Origin of the sequence: Mycobacterium senriense (assembly GCF_019668465.1) — a bacterium.
Taxonomy (GTDB): domain Bacteria; phylum Actinomycetota; class Actinomycetes; order Mycobacteriales; family Mycobacteriaceae; genus Mycobacterium; species Mycobacterium senriense.
Window position 1 is genome coordinate 925,390 of the sequence record NZ_AP024828.1, and the last position, 18,415, is coordinate 943,804.

Below are 18,415 nucleotides of genomic sequence, written 5' to 3' on the forward strand. Positions count from 1 at the left end.
ACTGCTAGAAATGCGCTAGACCAACAACTGCGCCACGGCGTAGATAACCAGACCCGCCAGCGAACCGACCACGGTCCCGTTGATCCGGATAAATTGCAGGTCACGGCCCACGTGCAACTCGATGCGCCGGCTGGCCTCCTCGGCGTCCCAGCGTTCAATCGTGTCGGTGATGATCGCTGTGATCTCCACCCCATATTGCGAGACCAGGTGCTGGGCCGCCCGGACCAGCCAGTTGTCGACCTTGTCCCGCAGGTCGGCGTCGTCGCGCAGCGATTCCCCGATCCGGACGACGGTATCGGCGATCCGGGTGCGCAGGGTGCTGGACGGATCGTCCACGCCCTCGAGCACCAGCCGTTTCAGCGTCTTCCACGCCGTCGCCGCGGCGTTGGCGATCTCGTCGCGCGCCATCAGCTGCTCCTTGATCGCGTCGGCGCGCGCGATGGTGTCCGGGTCGTGCTGCAGGTCGTCGGCGAAGTCGAACAGGAAGCGGGTGGCCGACCGACGCAGTTCGTGGTCCGGATTGCGGCGCACCTTGTCGGTGAAGTCCATCAGCTCGCGGTGGATGCGGTCGCCGACCAGATGGTCGACGAAGCGCGGTGACCAGGTCGGTGAGTCGCGCTCGACCACCCGCTGAATGACCTCGCCGGCCTTCAGCGACCACTGAAACGCCCGGTCGGCCAGCAATTGGATCAGCGCCTCCTGCCGATGCTCGGCCAGCAGGGTGGCCAGCACCCGCCCCACCGGCGGGCCCCACTGCGGTTCGGCGATCCGGCGCACGATCATCCGGTCGATCACCTGCTGGACGTCCTCGTCGCGCAGCAGTTCGACCAGCACCCGCAGCACCGTGGCCGTCTCGCTCGCCACCCGCTCGGCGTGGACGGCCTCCGACAGCCACTTGCCGAGCCGCCCGGACACCTGGGCGTCGCGCAGCTTGGTTTCGACGACCTCCGGCGACAGGAAGTTCTCCCGGACGAACGTGCCCAGACCCTCGCCCAGCTGATCTTTCTTTCGCTTGATGATCGCGGTGTGCGGGATGGGAATGCCCAGCGGGTGCCTGAACAGCGCGGTTACCGCGAACCAGTCCGCCAGGGCGCCGACCATCCCGGCCTCGGCGGCCGCGCCGACATATCCCACCCAGGCCCCCACGCTGGCGTGCGCCTGGGCCCACCGGCAGGCGAGAAACACGCCGGTGGCACCGATCAGAAAACTCAGTGCCACCATCTTCATCCGGCGCAACGCCACCCGGCGCTGCGCATCGGCCTCGGGATCGGCGCCCGCGAAGGATTCGGCAAGGGACGCGCGAGCGGGTCGGGCGTCGGTCGCGGCCGTCGCCGAATCGGGCCTCGCCCCCGGCGGGCCCGACGCTTCGCCTCTCACCGACGCTCGATGTGCCACCACTCCATCATCTATCTTTCCCGCGAATTGGGGTGACGACACTGTTCGCGACGTCTCCCCCACGCCCGGCCAGGACGAGAAACCGACCCCCTCACGCCGTAAGATCAAGGCGTCTAGGGAATGGGAATTCGGCGATTGTGGCAGAGCGAATCACGGCTGTGAGCGTCAAAATGGATGGGCGCAAGCGGCGTTGGCATCAACACAAAGTTGAGCGTCGTAACGAGCTGGTCGACGGCACGATCGACGCGATTCGCCGCCTGGGTGGTGCGTTGAGCATGGACGAGATCGCCGCCGAGATCGGGGTCTCCAAGACGGTGCTGTACCGCTATTTCGTCGACAAGAACGACCTGACGACGGCCGTGATGATGCGGTTCACTCAAACCACCCTGATTCCCAATATGGCTGGGGCGCTTACCTCTGGCCTCGACGGCTTCGACCTGACCCGCGAGGTCATCCGGGTGTACGTCGAGACCGTCGCGAACGAGCCCGAGCCATACCGGTTCGTGATGTCCAACAGCTCGGCCAGCAAAAGCAAGGTCATCGCCGATTCCGAGCGGATCATCGCGCGCATGCTCGCGGTGCTGATGCGCCGACGCATGCAACACGCCGGAATGGACACCGGGGGCGCGGAACCGTGGGCGTATTTGATCGTCGGCGGCGTGCAACTCGCCACCCACTCCTGGATGTCGTACCCGCGAATGAGTCGCGATGAATTGATCGACTACCTGACCATGCTGAGCTGGAATGCGCTCAAGGGGATCGTCGAGGTCGGCGGGTCGCTGGAGAAATTCCGCGGCGAACCTCACCCTGCTCCGATCGTGCCGCCCGGCGAGGGTCAGGACTATTTCGAACCCTGAATAGGGCTCGCCCCACTGCGCAATTTTTGGGATTACGCCCCGCCCCGTGTGAGGGTGGGGACGCGCCACGGGAGGACGACTCGGCCCGTGACAGGGACTAGCATGCGGAGGGGGTGTCGGGGGATATCGCGGGGTTGCCGTTTAACCGTTTACCCCTGTCCCCCCATATAGGAAGGCTTTAGTCGACATGTCAGTGCAGCTCACGCCGCATTTCGGAAATGTGCAAGCCCATTACGACTTGTCCGACGACTTCTTCCGGCTGTTCCTTGATCGCACCCAGACTTACAGCTGCGCCTACTTCGAGCGTGACGACATGACCCTGGAACAGGCGCAGATCGCCAAGATCGACCTGGCCCTGGGAAAGCTGAAGCTCGAGCCTGGGATGACGCTGCTGGACATCGGTTGCGGCTGGGGCGCCACCCTCCGGCGCGCCATCGAGAAATACGACGTCAACGTCATCGGCCTGACGCTGTCGGAGAACCAGGCCGAACACGTGCAGAAGTCCTTCGACCAGATGGGCACCACCCGCACCAGGCGGGTGCTGCTGGAAGGCTGGGAGAAATTCCACGAGCCGGTGGATCGCATCGTGTCGATCGGCGCGTTCGAGCACTTCGGCCGCCAGCGCTACGGCCGCTTCTTCAAGATGGCCTACAACGCGCTGCCGCCCGGCGGAATCATGTTGCTGCACACCATCGTTCGGCCCTCGTTCAAGGATGCCCGGGCCAGGGGCATGAAGCTGACCCATGAGATCGTCCAGTTCTCGCAATTCATCCTGGCCGAGATCTTCCCCGGGGGTTGGCTGCCGACACCGCAGACCGTCGGCGAGTACGGCGTCACGGTGGGCTTCGAGTTGACCCGAGTCCAGTCGCTGCAGCTGCACTACGCAAGGACACTGGACCTGTGGGCGGAGGCTCTCGAAGCGAATCGCGAGCAGGCCATCGCCATCCAGTCCCAACAGGTCTACGACCGTTACATGAAGTACCTCACCGGCTGCGCGAAGCTTTTCCGCGAGGGCTACACCGACGTCAATCAATTCACGCTGGAGAAGTCACCGGCTCGCTGAAAGAATCAGCCCCGAACGAATACCGCTCGGGGCTGACTTGATCTTGCCCTACTTGACCAACGTGAATTGCCCCACATTGGTGATGCCCTTGCGGAAGAAGTTCTCGCACCCCGTCAGATAGTGCATATAACGGTCGTAGACCTCTTGGGACTGAATGGCGATCGCCTGCGCCTTATTGGCTTCCAGGTTAGCCGCCCAAATGTTGAGGGTCCGGGCGTAGTGCTCGCGCAGCAATTGCACCCTTTCCACCGAAAAGCCCGCTGCCTCGGAAAACTTGAAAATGTCTTCCTGCGCCGGCAACTGTCCGCCCGGGAAAATCTCCTGGCCGATGAATCGAGCGAATCGAATATCATTCATGGTTAATGTGACGCCGCGTGCGCGGTAATCCTGCCAGTGATACGCCAAAATCGTGTGCAAAAGCATCCTGCCGTCATCGGGCAGGATCTCGAAGGCGCGATCAAAGAATGCGGCATAACGCTCCATCTTGAACGCCTCGAAGGCGCCGATGGAGACGATCCGGTCGACCTTGTCTTCGAACTCTTCCCAGCCTTGCAGGCGCACCTCGATGTTGCGGTCCGTAGGCGACCCGGCCAGCTTCTTCCTGCTGTACTCGAACTGATTGCGGCTCAGGGTGATTCCGATGACGTTGACGTCGTACTTCTCGACAACCCGCTTCAGCGCACCGCCCCAGCCGCAGCCGATGTCCAGCAGCGTCATCCCGGGCTCGAGGTTCAGCTTGCCCAGCGCCAGGTCGAACTTCGCGATCTGGGCCTGTTCGAGCGTCATGTCATCGCGCTCGAAATAAGCGCACGTGTAGCCCATGGTGTCGTCTAGAAATAATGCGAAGAATTCATCCGAGACGTCGTAGATGGACTGCGACTCCTCGTAATAAGGTTCCAATTTCGTCATGTTCGGCGCTAACCTTCCGTCCTATTTAACGCGAGCATACTAACCGATCCGTCAATAGGCGGCCATCCGGGCACCGGTGCGTCATCAGTTGTTACTTAGTAGGTATAAAAGCCCTGACCCGTCTTCTTGCCCAGCCGGCCGGCCTCCACCATGCGCAGCAGCAGCGGCGGCGGGCCGTACTGCGGTTCCTTGAACTCCTCGAACATCTTGTCCGCGATCAGCTTCAAGGTGTCCAGACCGACCAAGTCGGACAGCCGCAGCGGACCCATCGGGTGCGACAGACCGGCCACCACGGCCTTGTCGACGTCCTCGACGGTGGCGAAACCGGCTTCCACCATGCGGATCGCCGACAGCAGGTACGGCACCAGCAGCGCGTTGACCACGAAGCCGGACCGGTCGGAGCAGCGCACGACCTGCTTGCCCAGCACCGCGCTCGCGAATTCCTCGGTGCGCGCGGCGGCGGCCTCGTCGGTGACCAGCGTGCTGACCAGCTCCACCAGCGGCAGCACCGGCACTGGGTTGAAGAAGTGCAGCCCCAGCACGCGTTGCGGGTTCTTGGTGGCCGCGGCGATCTTCATGATCGGGATGCTGGAGGTATTGGACGCGAGAACCGCGTCGGGGTCCGTGATGACCCGGTCGAGTTCGGCGAAGACCTGCGCCTTGACCGCGTCGTCTTCGATGATCGCCTCGATGACCAGCTGGCGGTCGGCGAGGTCCTTCAGGTCGGTGGTGAAGGTGAGCTTGCTCAGCGCCCGGTCGCGTTCACGCTCGGTCACCTTGCCGGCACTGACGCCGCGCTCCAGCGACTTCACGATGCGGTTGCGTCCGGCCGTGATGAGGGCCTCGGTGGTCTCGAACACGGTCACGTCGACCCCGGCGCGGACCGAGACCTCGGCGATGCCGGACCCCATCTGGCCGGCCCCGACAACTCCTACCCGCTGGATCGTTGCGTCACTCACTGATTTCTCTCCGGTGTCGTATCGTCGTGCACCGCAATAGGCCCCGCCCAGGTTCAGCTGGGCGGGGCCTACGCTACTTCATCTCATTTTCACGGCGCGGCGTGCGCCGCGCGCTCACTCGTCCTCAGTGAAACTGACCCTCTTCGGTCGAGCCGGTCAGCGCGGTGGTCGACGAGGACGGGTCCACCGTGGTGGCGATGCGGTCGAAGTAACCGGCACCCACCTCACGCTGGTGCTTGGTGGCGGTGTAGCCACGCTCCTCGGCGGCGAACTCGCGCTCCTGCAGCTCGACGTAGGCGCTCATCTGGTTGCGGGCGTAGCCGTAGGCCAGATCGAACATCGAGTAGTTCAGCGCGTGGAAGCCGGCCAGCGTGATGAACTGGAACTTGAATCCCATTGCCGCAAGCTCCTTTTGGAACTTCGCGATGGTGGAGTCGTCCAGGTGCTTGCGCCAGTTGAACGACGGCGAGCAGTTGTAGGCCAGCATCTGATCCGGGAACTCGGACTTGACGCCCTCGGCGAACTTGGCGGCGAGCTCGAGGTCCGGAGTACCGGTCTCCATCCAGATCAGGTCGGAGAACGGCGCGTAGGCCTTGGCCCGGGCGATGCACGGCTCGAGGCCATTGCGGACCCGGTAGAAGCCCTCCTTGGTGCGCTCACCGGTGATGAACGGCTGGTCGCGCTCGTCGACATCGGAGGTGATCAGCGTGGCGGCCTCGGCGTCGGTGCGGGCGATGACGACCGTCGGCACGTCGCACACGTCGGCGGCCAGGCGGGCCGAGGTCAGGGTGCGGATGTGCTGCTGGGTCGGGATCAGCACCTTGCCACCCAGGTGGCCACACTTCTTCTCCGAGGCCAGCTGGTCCTCCCAGTGCGACCCCGCCACACCGGCGGCGATCATGGCCTTCTGCAACTCGTAGACGTTGAGCGCACCACCGAAGCCGGCCTCACCGTCGGCGACGATCGGCGCCAGCCAGTTCTTCACCGAGGTGTCACCCTCGACCGCGGCGATCTCGTCGGCGCGCAGCAGCGCGTTGTTGATCCGACGCACCACCTGCGGCACCGAGTTGGCCGGGTAGAGGCTCTGGTCGGGGTAGGTGTGGCCGGACAGGTTGGCGTCACCGGCGACCTGCCAACCGGACAGGTAGATGGCCTTGAGGCCGGCGCGCACCTGCTGGACCGCCATGTTGCCGGTCAGGGCACCGAGCGCGTTGATGTACTCCAGGTCGTGAAGCTGCTCCCACAGCACCTCGGCACCGCGACGGGCCAGGGTGGCCTCCTCGACGACGGTGCCCTGCAGGGCGACGACGTCCTTGGCGGTGTAGGTCCGGGTCACATCCTTCCAACGCGGGTTGGTGTCCCAGTCCTTCTGGATCTGTTCGGCGCTCTTGGGGGTGCCAACGACAGACATTGGGCATGCTCCTTCACGATCTTCACTACTGAGTTGCTGGACGCCTCACCGGCGGTAGCTAGCGGCTCAACTTCACTGGTGTGCTAACTCGAAGATGACACAGCTCGTAGGGGGCGGTCCACCCATTTCAGTTGCCAATTTAAGCAACGGGAGCGCGCGAATTTGCGAAGCTTGCTAAGTTGCTAACCAACTTAACCGTTTCAGAAACTACCCGCCGGTAACAAAAAGGCGCAGGTCAACGGCGGTTAACGGGACGCTTGTCCGATTTAGCGAGCAAAGATCGCGGCGACAGCTTTGGCCTCGTCGCCGACGGCGTATGTGAGCGTTGTAACAGTGCGATCGGCCAGCTCGGGGCCGAATTGTTCGGTGGATCCGGCCGGGTGGACGTGCGAGATGATGTCGAGCTTGTCGCCCAGCGCCACCGGCGCCTCGTGCTCGATCGTGATGCGCAGCGGCGGCTGCATCAGTTCTGGATGCGATGCCAGGTAGTCCTCGATCACACTCCAGTACACGGAGTTGTTCATGTGGTCGAACAGGTCGATGTCGGTGACCCGGACCGGGAACTCGTGGATCTCGACCGCGTCGTCGCGGCTCCCCGGCTTCAGATAGGACTTCCACCGCAGCCGGTCCACGGAGGTCGTCTTGTGCAGGCCGGCCAGGAAGTCGTCGGCGATGCGCGAGGGCATCTGGGTCTCGCGGTTGATGTTGATCCAGAAGGCCTCGGACTCGATGAGCCCGGCGCCGCGCTTCCCATCGATCCGAACCCGCATCTCACACCAGCGGTTCGAGGTGCCCGAACACCATCTGCGCAGGCGCAGCATGTCGTTGAATTCGATCGGCCGGATCAGGTCGAGCATGGTGCGCCGGACGATCCACAGCGGGTGGGTCTCCTCGAAGCCCATCTCGCGCAGCTGGTCCTGACCGATGTCCTGGATGTGGCGCGCGGAGGCGTCCAGCCGCAACCGGCCCGTGCGGTCGATGTCGCCGACCCGCAACGGCCACTGGCGATCGAAAACGTCAGGGTGGCCGTCGGGCACCGGCATCAGTTGTTTATCCAGGCTCACCGCGTCGCTCCCCAGTTCCTCCTCGTGGTCACCCCAGGCTAAGGCCAGAGGCCCCGGTCGAATCATGCCAACGAGGTGCGCCGAATACCAATTTTCGACGCGGTCGCCTGCGCTGCCAAGTCTGCGAACCCAGATCTTCACATCGCCGGTAACCTCGGTGGAGTGTCCAAGACGTTCGTCGGCTCCCGCGTTCGCCAGCTGCGCAACGAACGCGGATTCTCCCAGGCCGCGCTGGCCCAGATGCTGGAGATCTCGCCGAGCTACCTCAACCAGATCGAGCACGACGTCCGCCCGCTGACGGTGGCCGTGCTGCTGCGCATCACCGAGGTGTTCGGGGTGGATGCGACCTTCTTCTCCTCGCAGGACGACACCCGCCTGGTGGCCGAGTTGCGCGAGGTCACCATGGACCGCGATCTGGACGTCGACGTCGACCCGACGGAGGTCGCCGAGATGGTCAGCGCCCATCCCGGGTTGGCCCGCGCGGTGGTCAACCTGCACCGGCGCTACCGGATCACCACGGCGCAGCTCGCGGCCGCCACCGAGGAGCGGTACTCCGACGGCAGCGGGAGCGGCTCCATCACCATGCCGCACGAGGAAGTGCGCGACTACTTCTACCAACGGCAGAACTACCTGCACGAGCTGGACACCGCCGCCGAGGACCTCACCATCAAGATGCGGTTGCACCACGGCGATCTGGCGCGCGAGCTCACCCGCCGGCTCACCGAGGTGCACGGGGTGCACATCAACCGCCGAATCGACCTCGGCGACACCGTGCTGCACCGCTACGACCCCAAGACCAAGACGCTGGAATTCAGCAATCACCTGTCGTTGGGGCAGCAGGTTTTCAAGATGGCCGCCGAACTGGCCTACCTCGAATTCGGCGATCTGATCGACACTTTGGTCGAGGAGGGCAAGTTCACCAGCGAAGAGTCGCACACGCTGGCCCGGCTCGGGCTGGCCAACTACTTCGCCGCGGCCGCCGTGCTCCCCTACCGCCAGTTTCACGACGTCGCCGAGAACTTCCGCTACGACGTCGAGCGGCTGTCGTCGTTCTACTCGATCAGTTATGAGACCATCGCGCACCGGCTCTCGACGTTGCAGCGTCCGTCGATGCGGGGCGTGCCGTTCTCGTTCGTCCGGGTCGACCGGGCCGGGAACATGTCAAAACGTCAGTCCGCCACCGGGTTTCACTTCTCCTCCAGCGGAGGCACCTGCCCGCTGTGGAACGTGTACGAGACGTTCGCCAATCCGGGCAAGATCCTGGTGCAGATCGCCCAGATGCCCGACGGGCGCAACTACATGTGGGTGGCCCGCACCGTCGAACGTCGCGCGGCCCGGTATGGTCAGCCGGGTAAAACCTTCGCGATCGGGTTGGGCTGCGAGCTTCGCCACGCACACCGGCTCGTCTATTCCGAAGGACTCGACGTTTCGGGGGAACCAGGGACAGTGGCCACACCGATCGGCGCGGGCTGCCGGGTCTGCGAACGCGACAATTGCCCGCAGCGCGCCTTCCCGGCGCTCGGACGGGCACTCGATCTCGACGAGCACCGCAGCACGGTGTCTCCCTACCTGGTGACCCGACCGTGACCGGCGCGCTGGAAGGACGCATCCCGCCGGGGCGGTTTCGCGAACTGGGACCGATCAATTGGGTGATCGCGAAGCTGGGGGCTCGCACCGTGGCCGCCCCGGAGATGCACCTGTTCACCACGCTGGGTCAGCGCCGGTTGCTGTTCTGGACGTGGCTGGCGTACGGGGGACGGCTGCTGCGCGGGAAGCTTCCCACCATCGACACCGAACTGGTGATCCTGCGGGTCGCGCATCTGCGCGCGTGCGAATACGAGCTCCAGCATCACCGCCGGATGGCGCGGGCGGCCGGGCTGGACGCGGACCTGCAGGCCGCCATCTTCGCGTGGCCCGAACAGCTGGACCCGGTCGATGCCCGCCTGACCGTGCGTCAGCAGGCGCTGCTGGCGGCCACCGACGAGTTCGTCAAAGACCGGACCGTCACCGCCGACACGTGGCGACAGCTGGCAACCCATCTGGATCGGCGGCAGCTGATCGAATTCTGTCTACTGGCAAGCCAATACGACGGCCTCGCCGCGACCATGTCGGCGCTCGACATCCCGCTGGACCATCCGCCCCAGCTATAGGTAGACGTCGACGAGGATGGCCAGCGTCAGTATCACCGGAAGCACCGGCAGCGCGAAGGCGAAGACCGCCCATGCCTGCTTGCCGCGCCGGCGCTGCCGCAAGCCCCACAGCGCGGCGCCGATCCCCAGCACCACCGCGCCCAGCAGCACCAGCGGGGCCCACTGGCCGGCCGTCGCGTTGTCACCGTTCGAAATGGCCAGCAACCACAGCACATAACCGCCCGCCAGGCCACCGACGGCAGCCGCTATGGCCTCAGGCGTGAGTGTGCGCATCATCGACGACTCAGAAATTGATCATGTGCCCGGTCAGGCCGTGGAAGCATTCCTGCAGCGCCTCGGACATGGTCGGGTGGGTGTGCACATTGCGGGCCAGCTCGGTGGCGGTCAGGTCCCACTTCTGGGCCAGCGTCAGCTCCGGAAGCAGTTCGGAGACGTCATGGCCGACCAGGTGTCCGCCCAGCAGTTCACCGTATTTGGCGTCGGCGATCAGCTTGACGAACCCGCTGGGGTCGCCCACACCGTGGGCCTTGCCGTTCGCAGTGAACGGGAACTTGGCCACCACAACGTCGTGGCCTTCGTCGCGGGCCTGCTCCTCGGTGAGACCGAAGCTCGCGACGTTGGGTTGGCAGAACGTCGCGCGTGGCAACATCCGGTAATCACCGAGCGCCAAAGTCTCTGCGCCGGCGATGGTTTCGGCGGCCACCACGCCCTGGGCCTCGGCGACATGGGCCAGCTGCAGCTTGCCGGTGACGTCGCCGATGGCGTAGATGTGCTCGATGTTGGTGCGCATGTAGTCGGTGATCCCGATGGCCTTGCGATCGGTCAGCGCGACGCCGGCCGCCTCCAGGCCGAAGCCTTCGACGTTGGGCGCAAACCCGATGGCCTGCAACACCTTCGCGGCCTTGATCTCCTCGGCCTTACCGTCCTTGCTGACGGCGACGGTCACCTCCGAGCCGTTGTCGGAGATGGACTCGACTTTCGTTCCGGTGAGGATTTTGATGCCCAGCTTCTTGAACTGCCTCTCGACCTCCTTGGACGCGTCGGCGTCCTCGTTGGGCAGGGCGCGCGCCAGAAACTCCACGATGGTCACGTCGACGCCGTAGTTCTTCAGTACATAGCCGAACTCCATGCCGATCGCTCCGCAACCGGCGATGATGATCGACTCCGGCAACTCCCGGGACAGGATCAGTTCCTCATAGGTGACCACGTTGGCCGACAGCGACGTGCCGGGGACCAGGCGGGTGCTGCTGCCCGTGGCGATGATGGCGTTGTCGAAGGTGACGGTTTCGGTGCCGCCCTCGTTGAGCTCGACCGAGATCGTGTTGGCGTCGGTAAAGCGGCCGTAACCATGGATTTCGGTGATCTTGTTCTTCTTCATCAGGAAGTGCACGCCGGCGACGCGGCCCTCCGCCACCTTGCGGCTGCGGTCGAACGCGATCCCGTAGTCGAACGTCGCCTCGCCACTGATGCCGAACGTCTTGGCCTCTTTGGTGAAAATGTGAACGAGTTCGGCATTGCGCAGCAGCGCCTTGGACGGGATGCAGCCGACGTTGAGGCAGACCCCGCCCCAGTACTTCGGTTCGACGACCGCGGTGTTCAGGCCGAGCTGCGCGGCGCGAATGGCTGCGACATATCCGCCGGGACCGGCCCCGAGGACGACGACGTCATAGTGAGAAGTCACGAGCCCCACCCTAGTTGGCGGCGATCGTTGGCGGCCGCCCGGGCGAGGCGTCAGTACGGAATGAGACCGACGAGACAGTGGCCCACCCGCTCGCAGTGGTAATAGCCGTACAGCGGCGCCGCGGCCACCAGCGCGGCGAACGGTCCCGACATCATCGCCACCGAGAGCGCCGAGATCAGCGGCCGGCCCGGGGTCATCGCCAGCATCACCCCACCGACGATGCACACCACCACGTAGACCAAGACCACGAACAGCACCGCGGTCTTGTCGACCGAGTGGTACCACCAATAGAACAGCCCCAGCCCGATCACGGCCGCCGCGGCCCACACGCCGAGCAGCACCATGGCCAACTTCCACCACTTGAGGTAGAGGTACCGGCCGGGCACGTTGACCGGTTGCACCGGGCCGACGGACTCGACCGGCTCCGGCCCGCCGGCATCCGGGATGGGCGTCGCCCCCGCGTCCTCAACGGTGTCGGCCTCGCGCTCTTTTACGGCGGGGTGCTCGCCGGTGTCGTCATCGAAATCGGGCACCCACGACTGGGTGCCGGTGTGCTCGGCGTCGTCCTCGTCATCCGAGAAGTCCGGCACGAAAGCCTGAGTGCCAGGGTTCGAGGCTTCCTTGTCGTCAGGCACCGGCGGTCACCCGCAACGCGACCAGCACGCCGAACCAGCCCGGCGCCACCGACAACAGGAACGCGCCCAGCATGGTGACCCAGCGGCGTCCGGAAAACAGGATCGTCGTCAGCCCGACGACGCTGAGGATGCCCACCACCGCCGCGATCGCGATGCCCGGCCGGACGCTGGCGTGGACGTCCGCGGCGCACGCCACGCCCGCCAAAAGTCCGACCGCACTGCCGATCAGCATGGCGCTGGCCAACAACCACGGGCGCGGAAGAGGGATCACTTTGCCGACTGTACTGCGGTTACCGGCGCGGGGGGCATGTCGTCGGGGCCGCGTCGGCCACCACCGCGCCCCGCGCGCCGGGGCGCTCACCGCGTTCGTAGTCGGCGCCGGTGATCACCGCCGCGGTGGCCAGCGACGCCTGCTCTTCGTCGGTGAAGACGCGGCCGCGGGACAGGAACCGGACCCCTTCGGGCGCCTCCAGGCTGAACCCGCCGCCGCGACCCGGCACCACGTCGATGACCAGTTGGGTGTGCTTGTCGCGGTAGTGAGCCGCGTACTGCGGGCCCGAAATCCACACCGGCACGCCGTCCGTCCCGATGTCGAGTACACCGAGCAGCACGTCGCGGTCACCGACGAGGAAGTCGCCGCGCGGATAACACATCGGCGACGAGCCGTCGCAGCAGCCGCCGGACTGGTGGAACATCACCGGGCCGTGGGTGGCCTGCAGCCGCGTCAGCACCTCGGCGGCCGGGGCGGTGATGACCACCCCAGCGGGCGGGACCATCAGAAGAACCCTTGCGCCTTCTCGGAGTAGGACACCAGCATGTTCTTGGTCTGCTGGTAGTGGTCCAGCATCATCTTGTGGTTCTCCCGGCCGATGCCGGACTGCTTGTAGCCGCCGAACGCCGCGTGGGCGGGATAGACGTGATAGCAGTTCACCCACACCCGGCCGGCCTGGATGTCGCGCCCGGCCCGGTAGGCGGTGTTGCCGTCGCGGCTCCACACCCCCGCGCCCAGGCCGTAGAGGGTGTCGTTGGCGATCGAGATGGCGTCGTCGTAATCGGCGAACGACGTCACCGTCACCACCGGCCCGAAGATCTCCTCCTGGAACACCCGCATCTTGTTGTTGCCGCCGAAGATGGTGGGCTGCATGTAGAAGCCGCCGGACAGGTCGCCGCCGAGCTCGGCGCGTTCGCCGCCGGTGATCACCTTGGCGCCCTCGTCCTTGCCGATCTCGATGTAGGACAACACCTTTTCCAGCTGGTCGTTGGACGCCTGCGACCCCAGCATGGTCTCGCTGTCCAGCGGATCGCCCTGGCGGACCGCCTTGGTGCGGATCGCGGCCAGCTCGAGGAACTCGTCGGAGATGTCGGCCTGGACCAGGCTGCGCGACGGGCAGGTGCACACCTCACCCTGGTTGAGGGCGAACATGGTGAAGCCCTCCAGCGCCTTGTCCTGGTAGTCGTCGGCCTTGGCCATCACGTCGGAGAAGAAGATGTTGGGGCTCTTGCCCCCGAGTTCCAGCGTGACCGGGATCAGGTTCTGCGACGCGTACTGCATGATCAGTCGCCCGGTGGTGGTCTCGCCGGTGAACGCGATCTTGGCGATCCGGTTGCTCGACGCCAGCGGCTTGCCTGCCTCGGCGCCGAACCCGTTGACGACGTTGATCACTCCGGCCGGCAACAAATCGCCGATCAGCGACATCAGGTAGAGGATCGAAACCGGCGTCTGCTCAGCGGGTTTGAGCACCACCGCGTTGCCCGCCGCCAGCGCGGGCGCCAGTTTCCAGGCACCCATCAGGATGGGGAAGTTCCACGGGATGATCTGCCCGACCACGCCGAGCGGCTCGTGGAAGTGGTAGGCCACGGTGTCGTCGTCGATCTGGCTCAGCGAGCCCTCCTGCGCGCGCAGCGCCCCGGCGAAATACCGGAAGTGGTCGGCGGCCAACGGAATGTCGGCGGCCAGCGCCTCGCGGATCGGCTTGCCGTTGTCCCAGACCTCGGCCACCGCCAGCGCGGCGGTGTGCTCCTCGATGCGGTCGGCGATCTTGTTCAGGATCGCGGCCCGCTCGGCCGGCGCCGTCTTACCCCACGCCGGAGCCGCCGCGTGCGCGGCGTCGAGCGCCTTCTCGACGTCCGCCTCGTCGGAACGGGCCACCTCGCAGAACGTCTGGCCGGTCACCGGTGTCGGGTTCTCGAAGTAGCGCCCCTTCACCGGGGCGACCCACTGCCCGCCGATGAAGTTCTGGTAGCGGGATTCATACGACATCAATGCCCCGGGAGAACCTGGACGTGCGAAAACAGTCATCTGCTCTCACCCCTCACTCGGCTGTGTAATTCACCTCACACTACCGCCGGCGCCACAATGGCTTCCATGACGTCGCAAGCTCACGCCGCCCCCGAAGACAACCAAGATCCGTACCTGTGGCTCGAGGACGTCACCGGCGACGAGGCGCTGGACTGGGTGCGGGCGCGTAACGAGCCGACGCTGGCGCGGTTTCGCGACGAGAACTTCGAACGGATGCGCACCGAGGCGCTCGAGGTGCTCGATACCGACGCCCGCATCCCCTACGTGGTCCGCCGGGGCGAGTACCTCTACAACTTCTGGCGTGACGCGGCCAACCCTCGGGGCCAGTGGCGGCGCACCACGCTGGACAGCTACCGCACCGAGTCCCCCGAGTGGGACGTGCTGATCGACGTCGACGAGCTTGGCCGGGCGGACGGCGAGAAATGGGTATGGGCCGGCGCCGGCGTCATCTACCCCGAATACACCCGCGCGCTGGTCAGCCTGTCCCGGGGCGGCTCGGACGCCTTCATCGTGCGTGAATTCGACATGCTGACAAGGCAATTCGTCGATGACGGATTCCAGCTTCCGGAGGCCAAGTCGCAGGTCAGCTGGGCCGATCCGGACACCGTGCTGGTGGGCACCGACTTCGGGCCCGGTTCGCTGACCGATTCCGGCTATCCGCGGGTGGTCAAGCGCTGGCGCCGCGGCACCCCCCTCGCCGAGGCCGAAACGGTGTTCGAGGGGGCGCGTTCCGACGTCAACGTGGTGGCGAGCGCCAGCCGGATCCCCGGCTACGAACGCACCCTGATCGGCCGGGCACTGGACTTCTGGAACGAAGAGGTCTACGAGTTGCGCGGAACGGAACTCATCCGCATCGACGCGCCCACCGATGCCAGCGTGAGCCTGCACCGCGAGTGGCTGTTGATCGAGCTGCGCAGCGACTGGTCGTTGGGCGAGGCCACCTACCCCGCCGGGTCACTGCTGGCCGCGAATTACGACGAATTCCTCGCCGGCACAGCGCGATTGCAAGTGATCTTCGAACCCGACGAGCACACCGCCCTCAACCACTACGCGTGGACCAAGGATCGGCTGCTGATCGTCTCACTGGCCGACGTGGCCAGCCGCGTGGAGATCGTCACGCCCGGCGACTGGCGGCGCGAGCCGTTGGCCGGCATTCCCGCCGCGACCAACACCGTGGTCGTCTCCGCCGACGACACCGGCGACGAGTTCTTCTTGGATTCCAGCGGTTTCGACTCGCCCTCGCGGCTGATGCGCGGAACCGACGACGGGCAACTCGAACAGATCAAGTCCGCCCCGGGCTTCTTCGATGCCGAAAACATCTCGGTGACACAGAATTTCGTCACGTCGCAGGACGGCACCTCGATCCCCTACTTCGTGGTGCGGCCCGGCGGTCCGCAGGCTTCGTACGGACCGGGACCGACCCTGCTCTATGGCTACGGCGGCTTCGAATCGTCGAACACCCCGGGCTACAGCGGCGTGCTGGGGCGGCTGTGGCTGGCCCGCGGCGGCACGTATGTGCTGGCCAACATTCGCGGCGGCGGTGAATACGGCCCCGGCTGGCACACGCAGGCGATGCGCGAGGGCCGGCACAAGGTGGCCGAGGACTTCGCCGCCGTGGCAACCGATTTGGTGGATCGCGGCATCACCACGGTCGAGCAGCTCGGAGCCCAGGGCGGCAGCAACGGGGGCCTGCTGATGGGCATCATGTTGACCCAATACCCGGAGAGGTTCGGCGCGCTGGTGTGCAGCGTGCCCCTGCTGGACATGAAGCGCTATCACCTACTGCTGGCGGGCGCCTCGTGGGTCGCCGAATACGGCGACCCCGACAACCCCGACGACTGGGCGTTCATCTCCGAATACTCGCCCTACCAGAACATTTCGTCGACACGACGGTACCCGCCGGTGCTGATGACCACCTCCACCCGGGACGACCGGGTGCATCCGGGTCATGCCCGCAAGATGACCGCGGCGCTCGAGGCCGCCGGTCATCCGGTCTTCTACTACGAGAACATCGAGGGCGGGCACGCAGGCGCGGCGGACAACGAGCAGGTGGCGTTCAAGTCGGCGCTGACCTACTCGTTCCTATGGCAGATGCTCGCGCGGCCATAGGATCGTCGACGTGTCCGCGATCCAACGCATCGAACTCACCCTGCTCGCGACGGGATTGATCTTCATCCTGGCCTCGGCGGCTCAGGCGCGATATCGCTTCGTCAAGCACCGCCGCGCCGGCCGGCGGTTCTACTGGGCGACCGCGATCGTCGGCATCGTCTGCTTTGCGTTCGGAACCGGCCAGCTCTGGCCGAACGGCGTCCTCGCGGCGGCGGTCTTCTCCGCCATCGTCGCGTTCTCGGCCTACCTCACCACGCCGTACCTGAAGATCGGCGGGCGAATCTACGCGTCCTCGCCGGAGAACCGGGAGGATGATCCGCCCGCCGAGGAGCGCTAGCGATGCCCGATTTCCAGACGCTGCTGTACAGGACGGCCGGCCCGGTTGCCACCATCACGCTGAACCGTCCGGAGCAGCTCAACACCATCGTGCCGCCGATGCCCGACGAGATCGAGGCCGCCATCGGCCTGGCCGAGCGCGACCCCGGGGTCAAGGTCATCGTGCTGCGCGGTGCGGGCCGGGCCTTCTCCGGCGGCTACGACTTCGGCGGCGGGTTCCGGCACTGGGGCGAGTCCATGATGACCGACGGGAAATGGGATCCCGGCAAGGACTTCGCGATGGTCAGCGCCCGCGAGACCGGGCCGACGCAGAAGTTCATGGCCATCTGGCGGGCATCCAAGCCGGTGATCGCGCAGGTGCACGGCTGGTGCGTGGGCGGGGCCAGCGACTACGCGCTGTGCGCCGACATCGTCGTCGCCAGCGAGGACGCCGTGATCGGCACGCCCTACAGCCGGATGTGGGGGGCGTATCTGACCGGGATGTGGCTCTACCGGCTGAGCCTGGCCAAGGCGAAGTGGCACTCGCTGACGGGACGGCCGCTGACCGGCGTGCAGGCCGCCGAGGTCGAGTTGATCAACGAGGCGGTGCCGTTCGAGCGGCTGGAGGCGCGGGTCGCCGAGATCGCGGCCGAGCTGGCGCAGATCCCGCTGTCGCAGCTGCAGGCGCAGAAGCTGATCGTCAACCAGGCCTACGAGAACATGGGGCTGGCCTCCACCCAGACGCTGGGCGGCATCCTCGACGGCCTGATGCGCAATACTCCCGAGGCGCTGGACTTCATCAAGACCGCCGAGGCCGACGGCGTGCGGGCCGCGATTGAGCGTCGCGACGGCCCCTTCGGCGACTACAGTCAGGCGCCTCCGGAGCTGCGGCCCGACCCGACGCACGTCATCGTCCCTGATCGCGACTGATACTGAGATGCGCTAGCGAATTCCTGGCAGTGACCTGGGTACTGTTCCCGGCGGGCCAAAAAGTGTTACCGTATTCGCTATGTCTCGGCTGAGTACTGGCCTGCGTGCAGGCGCCGCGTTCCTTGCTCTGGGTGTTACCGCTGCGATTTTCCCGTCGACGGCGGTAGCCGACTCCACGGAGGACTTTCCCATCCCCCGCCGGATGATCAATACGACGTGTGACGCCGAGCAGATCCTGGCGGCCTCGCGGGACACCAGCCCGGTGTATTACCAGCGCTACATGATCGACTTCGACAACCACCCGAACGTGCAGCAGGCGACCATCGACAAGGCGCACTGGTTCTACGCGTTGTCGCCGGAGGACCGCCGGAACTATTCCGAGAACTTTTTTGCGCCACAGGCCGATCCGCTGTGGCTGGCCTGGCCCAATCACATGAAGATCTTCTGGAACAACAAGGGCGTGGTGGCCAAGGCCACCGACATCTGCAACACCTACCCGCCCGGCGACATGGCGGTCTGGAACTGGGCCGAGCCAACTGGTCCGCCTGGGTGGCCGGGACCCGTCAAGGGCAGGGACCAGTAACGCGCGGACGGCGCCCCGAACCGATCCTTGGCGTCGTCGCGGCGTCATCCTCCCG

19 protein-coding genes are annotated in these 18,415 nt (G+C 65.7%); 8 read left to right on the forward strand and 11 right to left on the reverse strand.

Translation table 11 applies throughout. The features are described 5' to 3' along the window. Positions 1–15: 15 nt before the first annotated feature. The gene (locus MTY59_RS04510; protein ID WP_221044608.1) at positions 16–1,398 is read right to left on the reverse strand and encodes a DUF445 domain-containing protein; all 1,383 of its coding nucleotides are present in this window, start codon (positions 1,396–1,398) and stop codon (positions 16–18) included. 134 nt (positions 1,399–1,532) lie between these two features. Here MTY59_RS04510 and MTY59_RS04515 point away from each other — a divergent pair, with 134 nt between their 5' ends. After that, a complete protein-coding gene (locus MTY59_RS04515) occupies positions 1,533–2,252 on the forward strand; it encodes a TetR/AcrR family transcriptional regulator (protein ID WP_221044609.1) in 720 nt (239 codons plus the stop codon). A gap of 187 nt (positions 2,253–2,439) precedes the next feature. Further along, positions 2,440–3,315 carry a cyclopropane mycolic acid synthase PcaA gene (gene pcaA, locus MTY59_RS04520; protein ID WP_221044610.1) on the forward strand — a complete coding sequence of 292 codons (876 nt, stop codon included), beginning with the start codon at positions 2,440–2,442 and terminating at the stop codon, positions 3,313–3,315. Positions 3,316–3,363: 48 nt separating this feature from the next. Here the strand turns inward: pcaA and MTY59_RS04525 are convergent, their stop codons facing one another. The 4 genes from MTY59_RS04525 to MTY59_RS04540 all read right to left on the reverse strand — a co-directional run bounded on the left by MTY59_RS04525 (position 3,364) and on the right by MTY59_RS04540 (position 7,658). Further along, on the reverse strand, positions 3,364–4,224 hold the full coding sequence (locus MTY59_RS04525) for a cyclopropane mycolic acid synthase family methyltransferase (protein ID WP_221044611.1): 861 nt from the start codon (positions 4,222–4,224) through the stop codon (positions 3,364–3,366). A 95-nt stretch (positions 4,225–4,319) separates the two neighbouring features. Continuing rightward, on the reverse strand, positions 4,320–5,183 hold the full coding sequence (locus MTY59_RS04530) for a 3-hydroxybutyryl-CoA dehydrogenase (RefSeq protein ID WP_221044612.1): 864 nt from the start codon (positions 5,181–5,183) through the stop codon (positions 4,320–4,322). A 124-nt stretch (positions 5,184–5,307) separates the two neighbouring features. Continuing rightward, positions 5,308–6,594: an isocitrate lyase gene (gene aceA, locus MTY59_RS04535; protein WP_221044613.1), complete on the reverse strand. Its 1,287-nt coding sequence runs from the start codon at positions 6,592–6,594 to the stop codon at positions 5,308–5,310. Positions 6,595–6,860: 266 nt separating this feature from the next. After that, positions 6,861–7,658, reverse strand: a complete 798-nt coding sequence (locus MTY59_RS04540) for an acyl-[acyl-carrier-protein] thioesterase (RefSeq protein ID WP_221044614.1) — start codon at positions 7,656–7,658, stop codon at positions 6,861–6,863. Positions 7,659–7,820: 162 nt separating this feature from the next. On the opposite strand from MTY59_RS04540, the gene ramB reads away from it, so the two are divergent. Continuing rightward, a complete protein-coding gene (gene ramB / locus MTY59_RS04545; protein WP_221044615.1) occupies positions 7,821–9,245 on the forward strand; it encodes an acetate metabolism transcriptional regulator RamB in 1,425 nt (474 codons plus the stop codon). Further along, positions 9,242–9,808 carry a carboxymuconolactone decarboxylase family protein gene (locus tag MTY59_RS04550; protein WP_221044616.1) on the forward strand — a complete coding sequence of 189 codons (567 nt, stop codon included), beginning with the start codon at positions 9,242–9,244 and terminating at the stop codon, positions 9,806–9,808. Before ramB ends, MTY59_RS04550 begins: the two co-directional genes overlap by 4 nt. On the opposite strand, the gene MTY59_RS04555 is transcribed toward MTY59_RS04550, so the two are convergent. From MTY59_RS04555 to adh, 6 genes are read right to left on the reverse strand one after another with little or no spacing between them, the layout of a single operon-like run. Beyond that, positions 9,803–10,084: a hypothetical protein gene (locus MTY59_RS04555; protein ID WP_221044617.1), complete on the reverse strand. Its 282-nt coding sequence runs from the start codon at positions 10,082–10,084 to the stop codon at positions 9,803–9,805. The genes MTY59_RS04550 and MTY59_RS04555 overlap by 6 nt on opposite strands. A gap of 7 nt (positions 10,085–10,091) precedes the next feature. Then, positions 10,092–11,489 (reverse strand): dihydrolipoyl dehydrogenase, encoded by a 1,398-nt coding sequence (gene lpdA, locus MTY59_RS04560; RefSeq protein ID WP_221044618.1) that lies wholly within the window; start codon positions 11,487–11,489, stop codon positions 10,092–10,094. 50 nt (positions 11,490–11,539) lie between these two features. After that, the gene (locus tag MTY59_RS04565) at positions 11,540–12,124 is read right to left on the reverse strand and encodes a hypothetical protein (protein WP_221044619.1); all 585 of its coding nucleotides are present in this window, start codon (positions 12,122–12,124) and stop codon (positions 11,540–11,542) included. Next, positions 12,117–12,395, reverse strand: coding sequence for a putative holin (locus tag MTY59_RS04570; RefSeq protein WP_221044620.1), 279 nt, complete (start codon positions 12,393–12,395; stop codon positions 12,117–12,119). The genes MTY59_RS04565 and MTY59_RS04570 overlap by 8 nt, the downstream gene beginning before the upstream one ends. Positions 12,396–12,414: 19 nt before the next feature. Continuing rightward, entirely contained in the window at positions 12,415–12,900 is a 486-nt protein-coding gene (locus MTY59_RS04575; RefSeq protein WP_221044621.1) for a DUF779 domain-containing protein, read from the reverse strand. Then, a complete protein-coding gene (gene adh / locus MTY59_RS04580; protein ID WP_221044622.1) occupies positions 12,900–14,423 on the reverse strand; it encodes an aldehyde dehydrogenase in 1,524 nt (507 codons plus the stop codon). The genes MTY59_RS04575 and adh overlap by 1 nt, the downstream gene beginning before the upstream one ends. Positions 14,424–14,489: 66 nt before the next feature. On the opposite strand from adh, the gene MTY59_RS04585 reads away from it, so the two are divergent. From MTY59_RS04585 to MTY59_RS04600, 4 genes are all read left to right on the forward strand, one after another. After that, positions 14,490–16,532, forward strand: coding sequence for a prolyl oligopeptidase family serine peptidase (locus MTY59_RS04585; protein WP_221044623.1), 2,043 nt, complete (start codon positions 14,490–14,492; stop codon positions 16,530–16,532). Between the two features lie 10 nt (positions 16,533–16,542). Further along, positions 16,543–16,869: a hypothetical protein gene (locus MTY59_RS04590; RefSeq protein WP_221044624.1), complete on the forward strand. Its 327-nt coding sequence runs from the start codon at positions 16,543–16,545 to the stop codon at positions 16,867–16,869. Positions 16,870–16,871: 2 nt separating this feature from the next. After that, the gene (locus MTY59_RS04595) at positions 16,872–17,777 is read left to right on the forward strand and encodes a crotonase/enoyl-CoA hydratase family protein (protein ID WP_221044625.1); all 906 of its coding nucleotides are present in this window, start codon (positions 16,872–16,874) and stop codon (positions 17,775–17,777) included. Positions 17,778–17,856: 79 nt separating this feature from the next. Continuing rightward, positions 17,857–18,360, forward strand: a complete 504-nt coding sequence (locus MTY59_RS04600) for a DUF5078 domain-containing protein (RefSeq protein ID WP_221044626.1) — start codon at positions 17,857–17,859, stop codon at positions 18,358–18,360. Positions 18,361–18,415 lie beyond the last annotated feature (55 nt).

What these genes read in the sequence shown, in the direction of transcription:
- pcaA (WP_221044610.1), top strand. Translation starts at nt 2,440, where the DNA reads ATGTCAGTGCAGCTCACGCCGCATTTCGGAAATGTGCAAGCCCATTAC.
- MTY59_RS04525 (WP_221044611.1), bottom strand. Translation starts at nt 4,224, where the DNA reads ATGACGAAATTGGAACCTTATTACGAGGAGTCGCAGTCCATCTACGAC.
- aceA (WP_221044613.1), bottom strand. Translation starts at nt 6,594, where the DNA reads ATGTCTGTCGTTGGCACCCCCAAGAGCGCCGAACAGATCCAGAAGGAC.
- MTY59_RS04555 (WP_221044617.1), bottom strand. Translation starts at nt 10,084, where the DNA reads ATGATGCGCACACTCACGCCTGAGGCCATAGCGGCTGCCGTCGGTGGC.
- MTY59_RS04575 (WP_221044621.1), bottom strand. Translation starts at nt 12,900, where the DNA reads ATGGTCCCGCCCGCTGGGGTGGTCATCACCGCCCCGGCCGCCGAGGTG.
- adh (WP_221044622.1), bottom strand. Translation starts at nt 14,423, where the DNA reads ATGACTGTTTTCGCACGTCCAGGTTCTCCCGGGGCATTGATGTCGTAT.
- MTY59_RS04585 (WP_221044623.1), top strand. Translation starts at nt 14,490, where the DNA reads ATGACGTCGCAAGCTCACGCCGCCCCCGAAGACAACCAAGATCCGTAC.
- MTY59_RS04595 (WP_221044625.1), top strand. Translation starts at nt 16,872, where the DNA reads ATGCCCGATTTCCAGACGCTGCTGTACAGGACGGCCGGCCCGGTTGCC.
- MTY59_RS04600 (WP_221044626.1), top strand. Translation starts at nt 17,857, where the DNA reads ATGTCTCGGCTGAGTACTGGCCTGCGTGCAGGCGCCGCGTTCCTTGCT.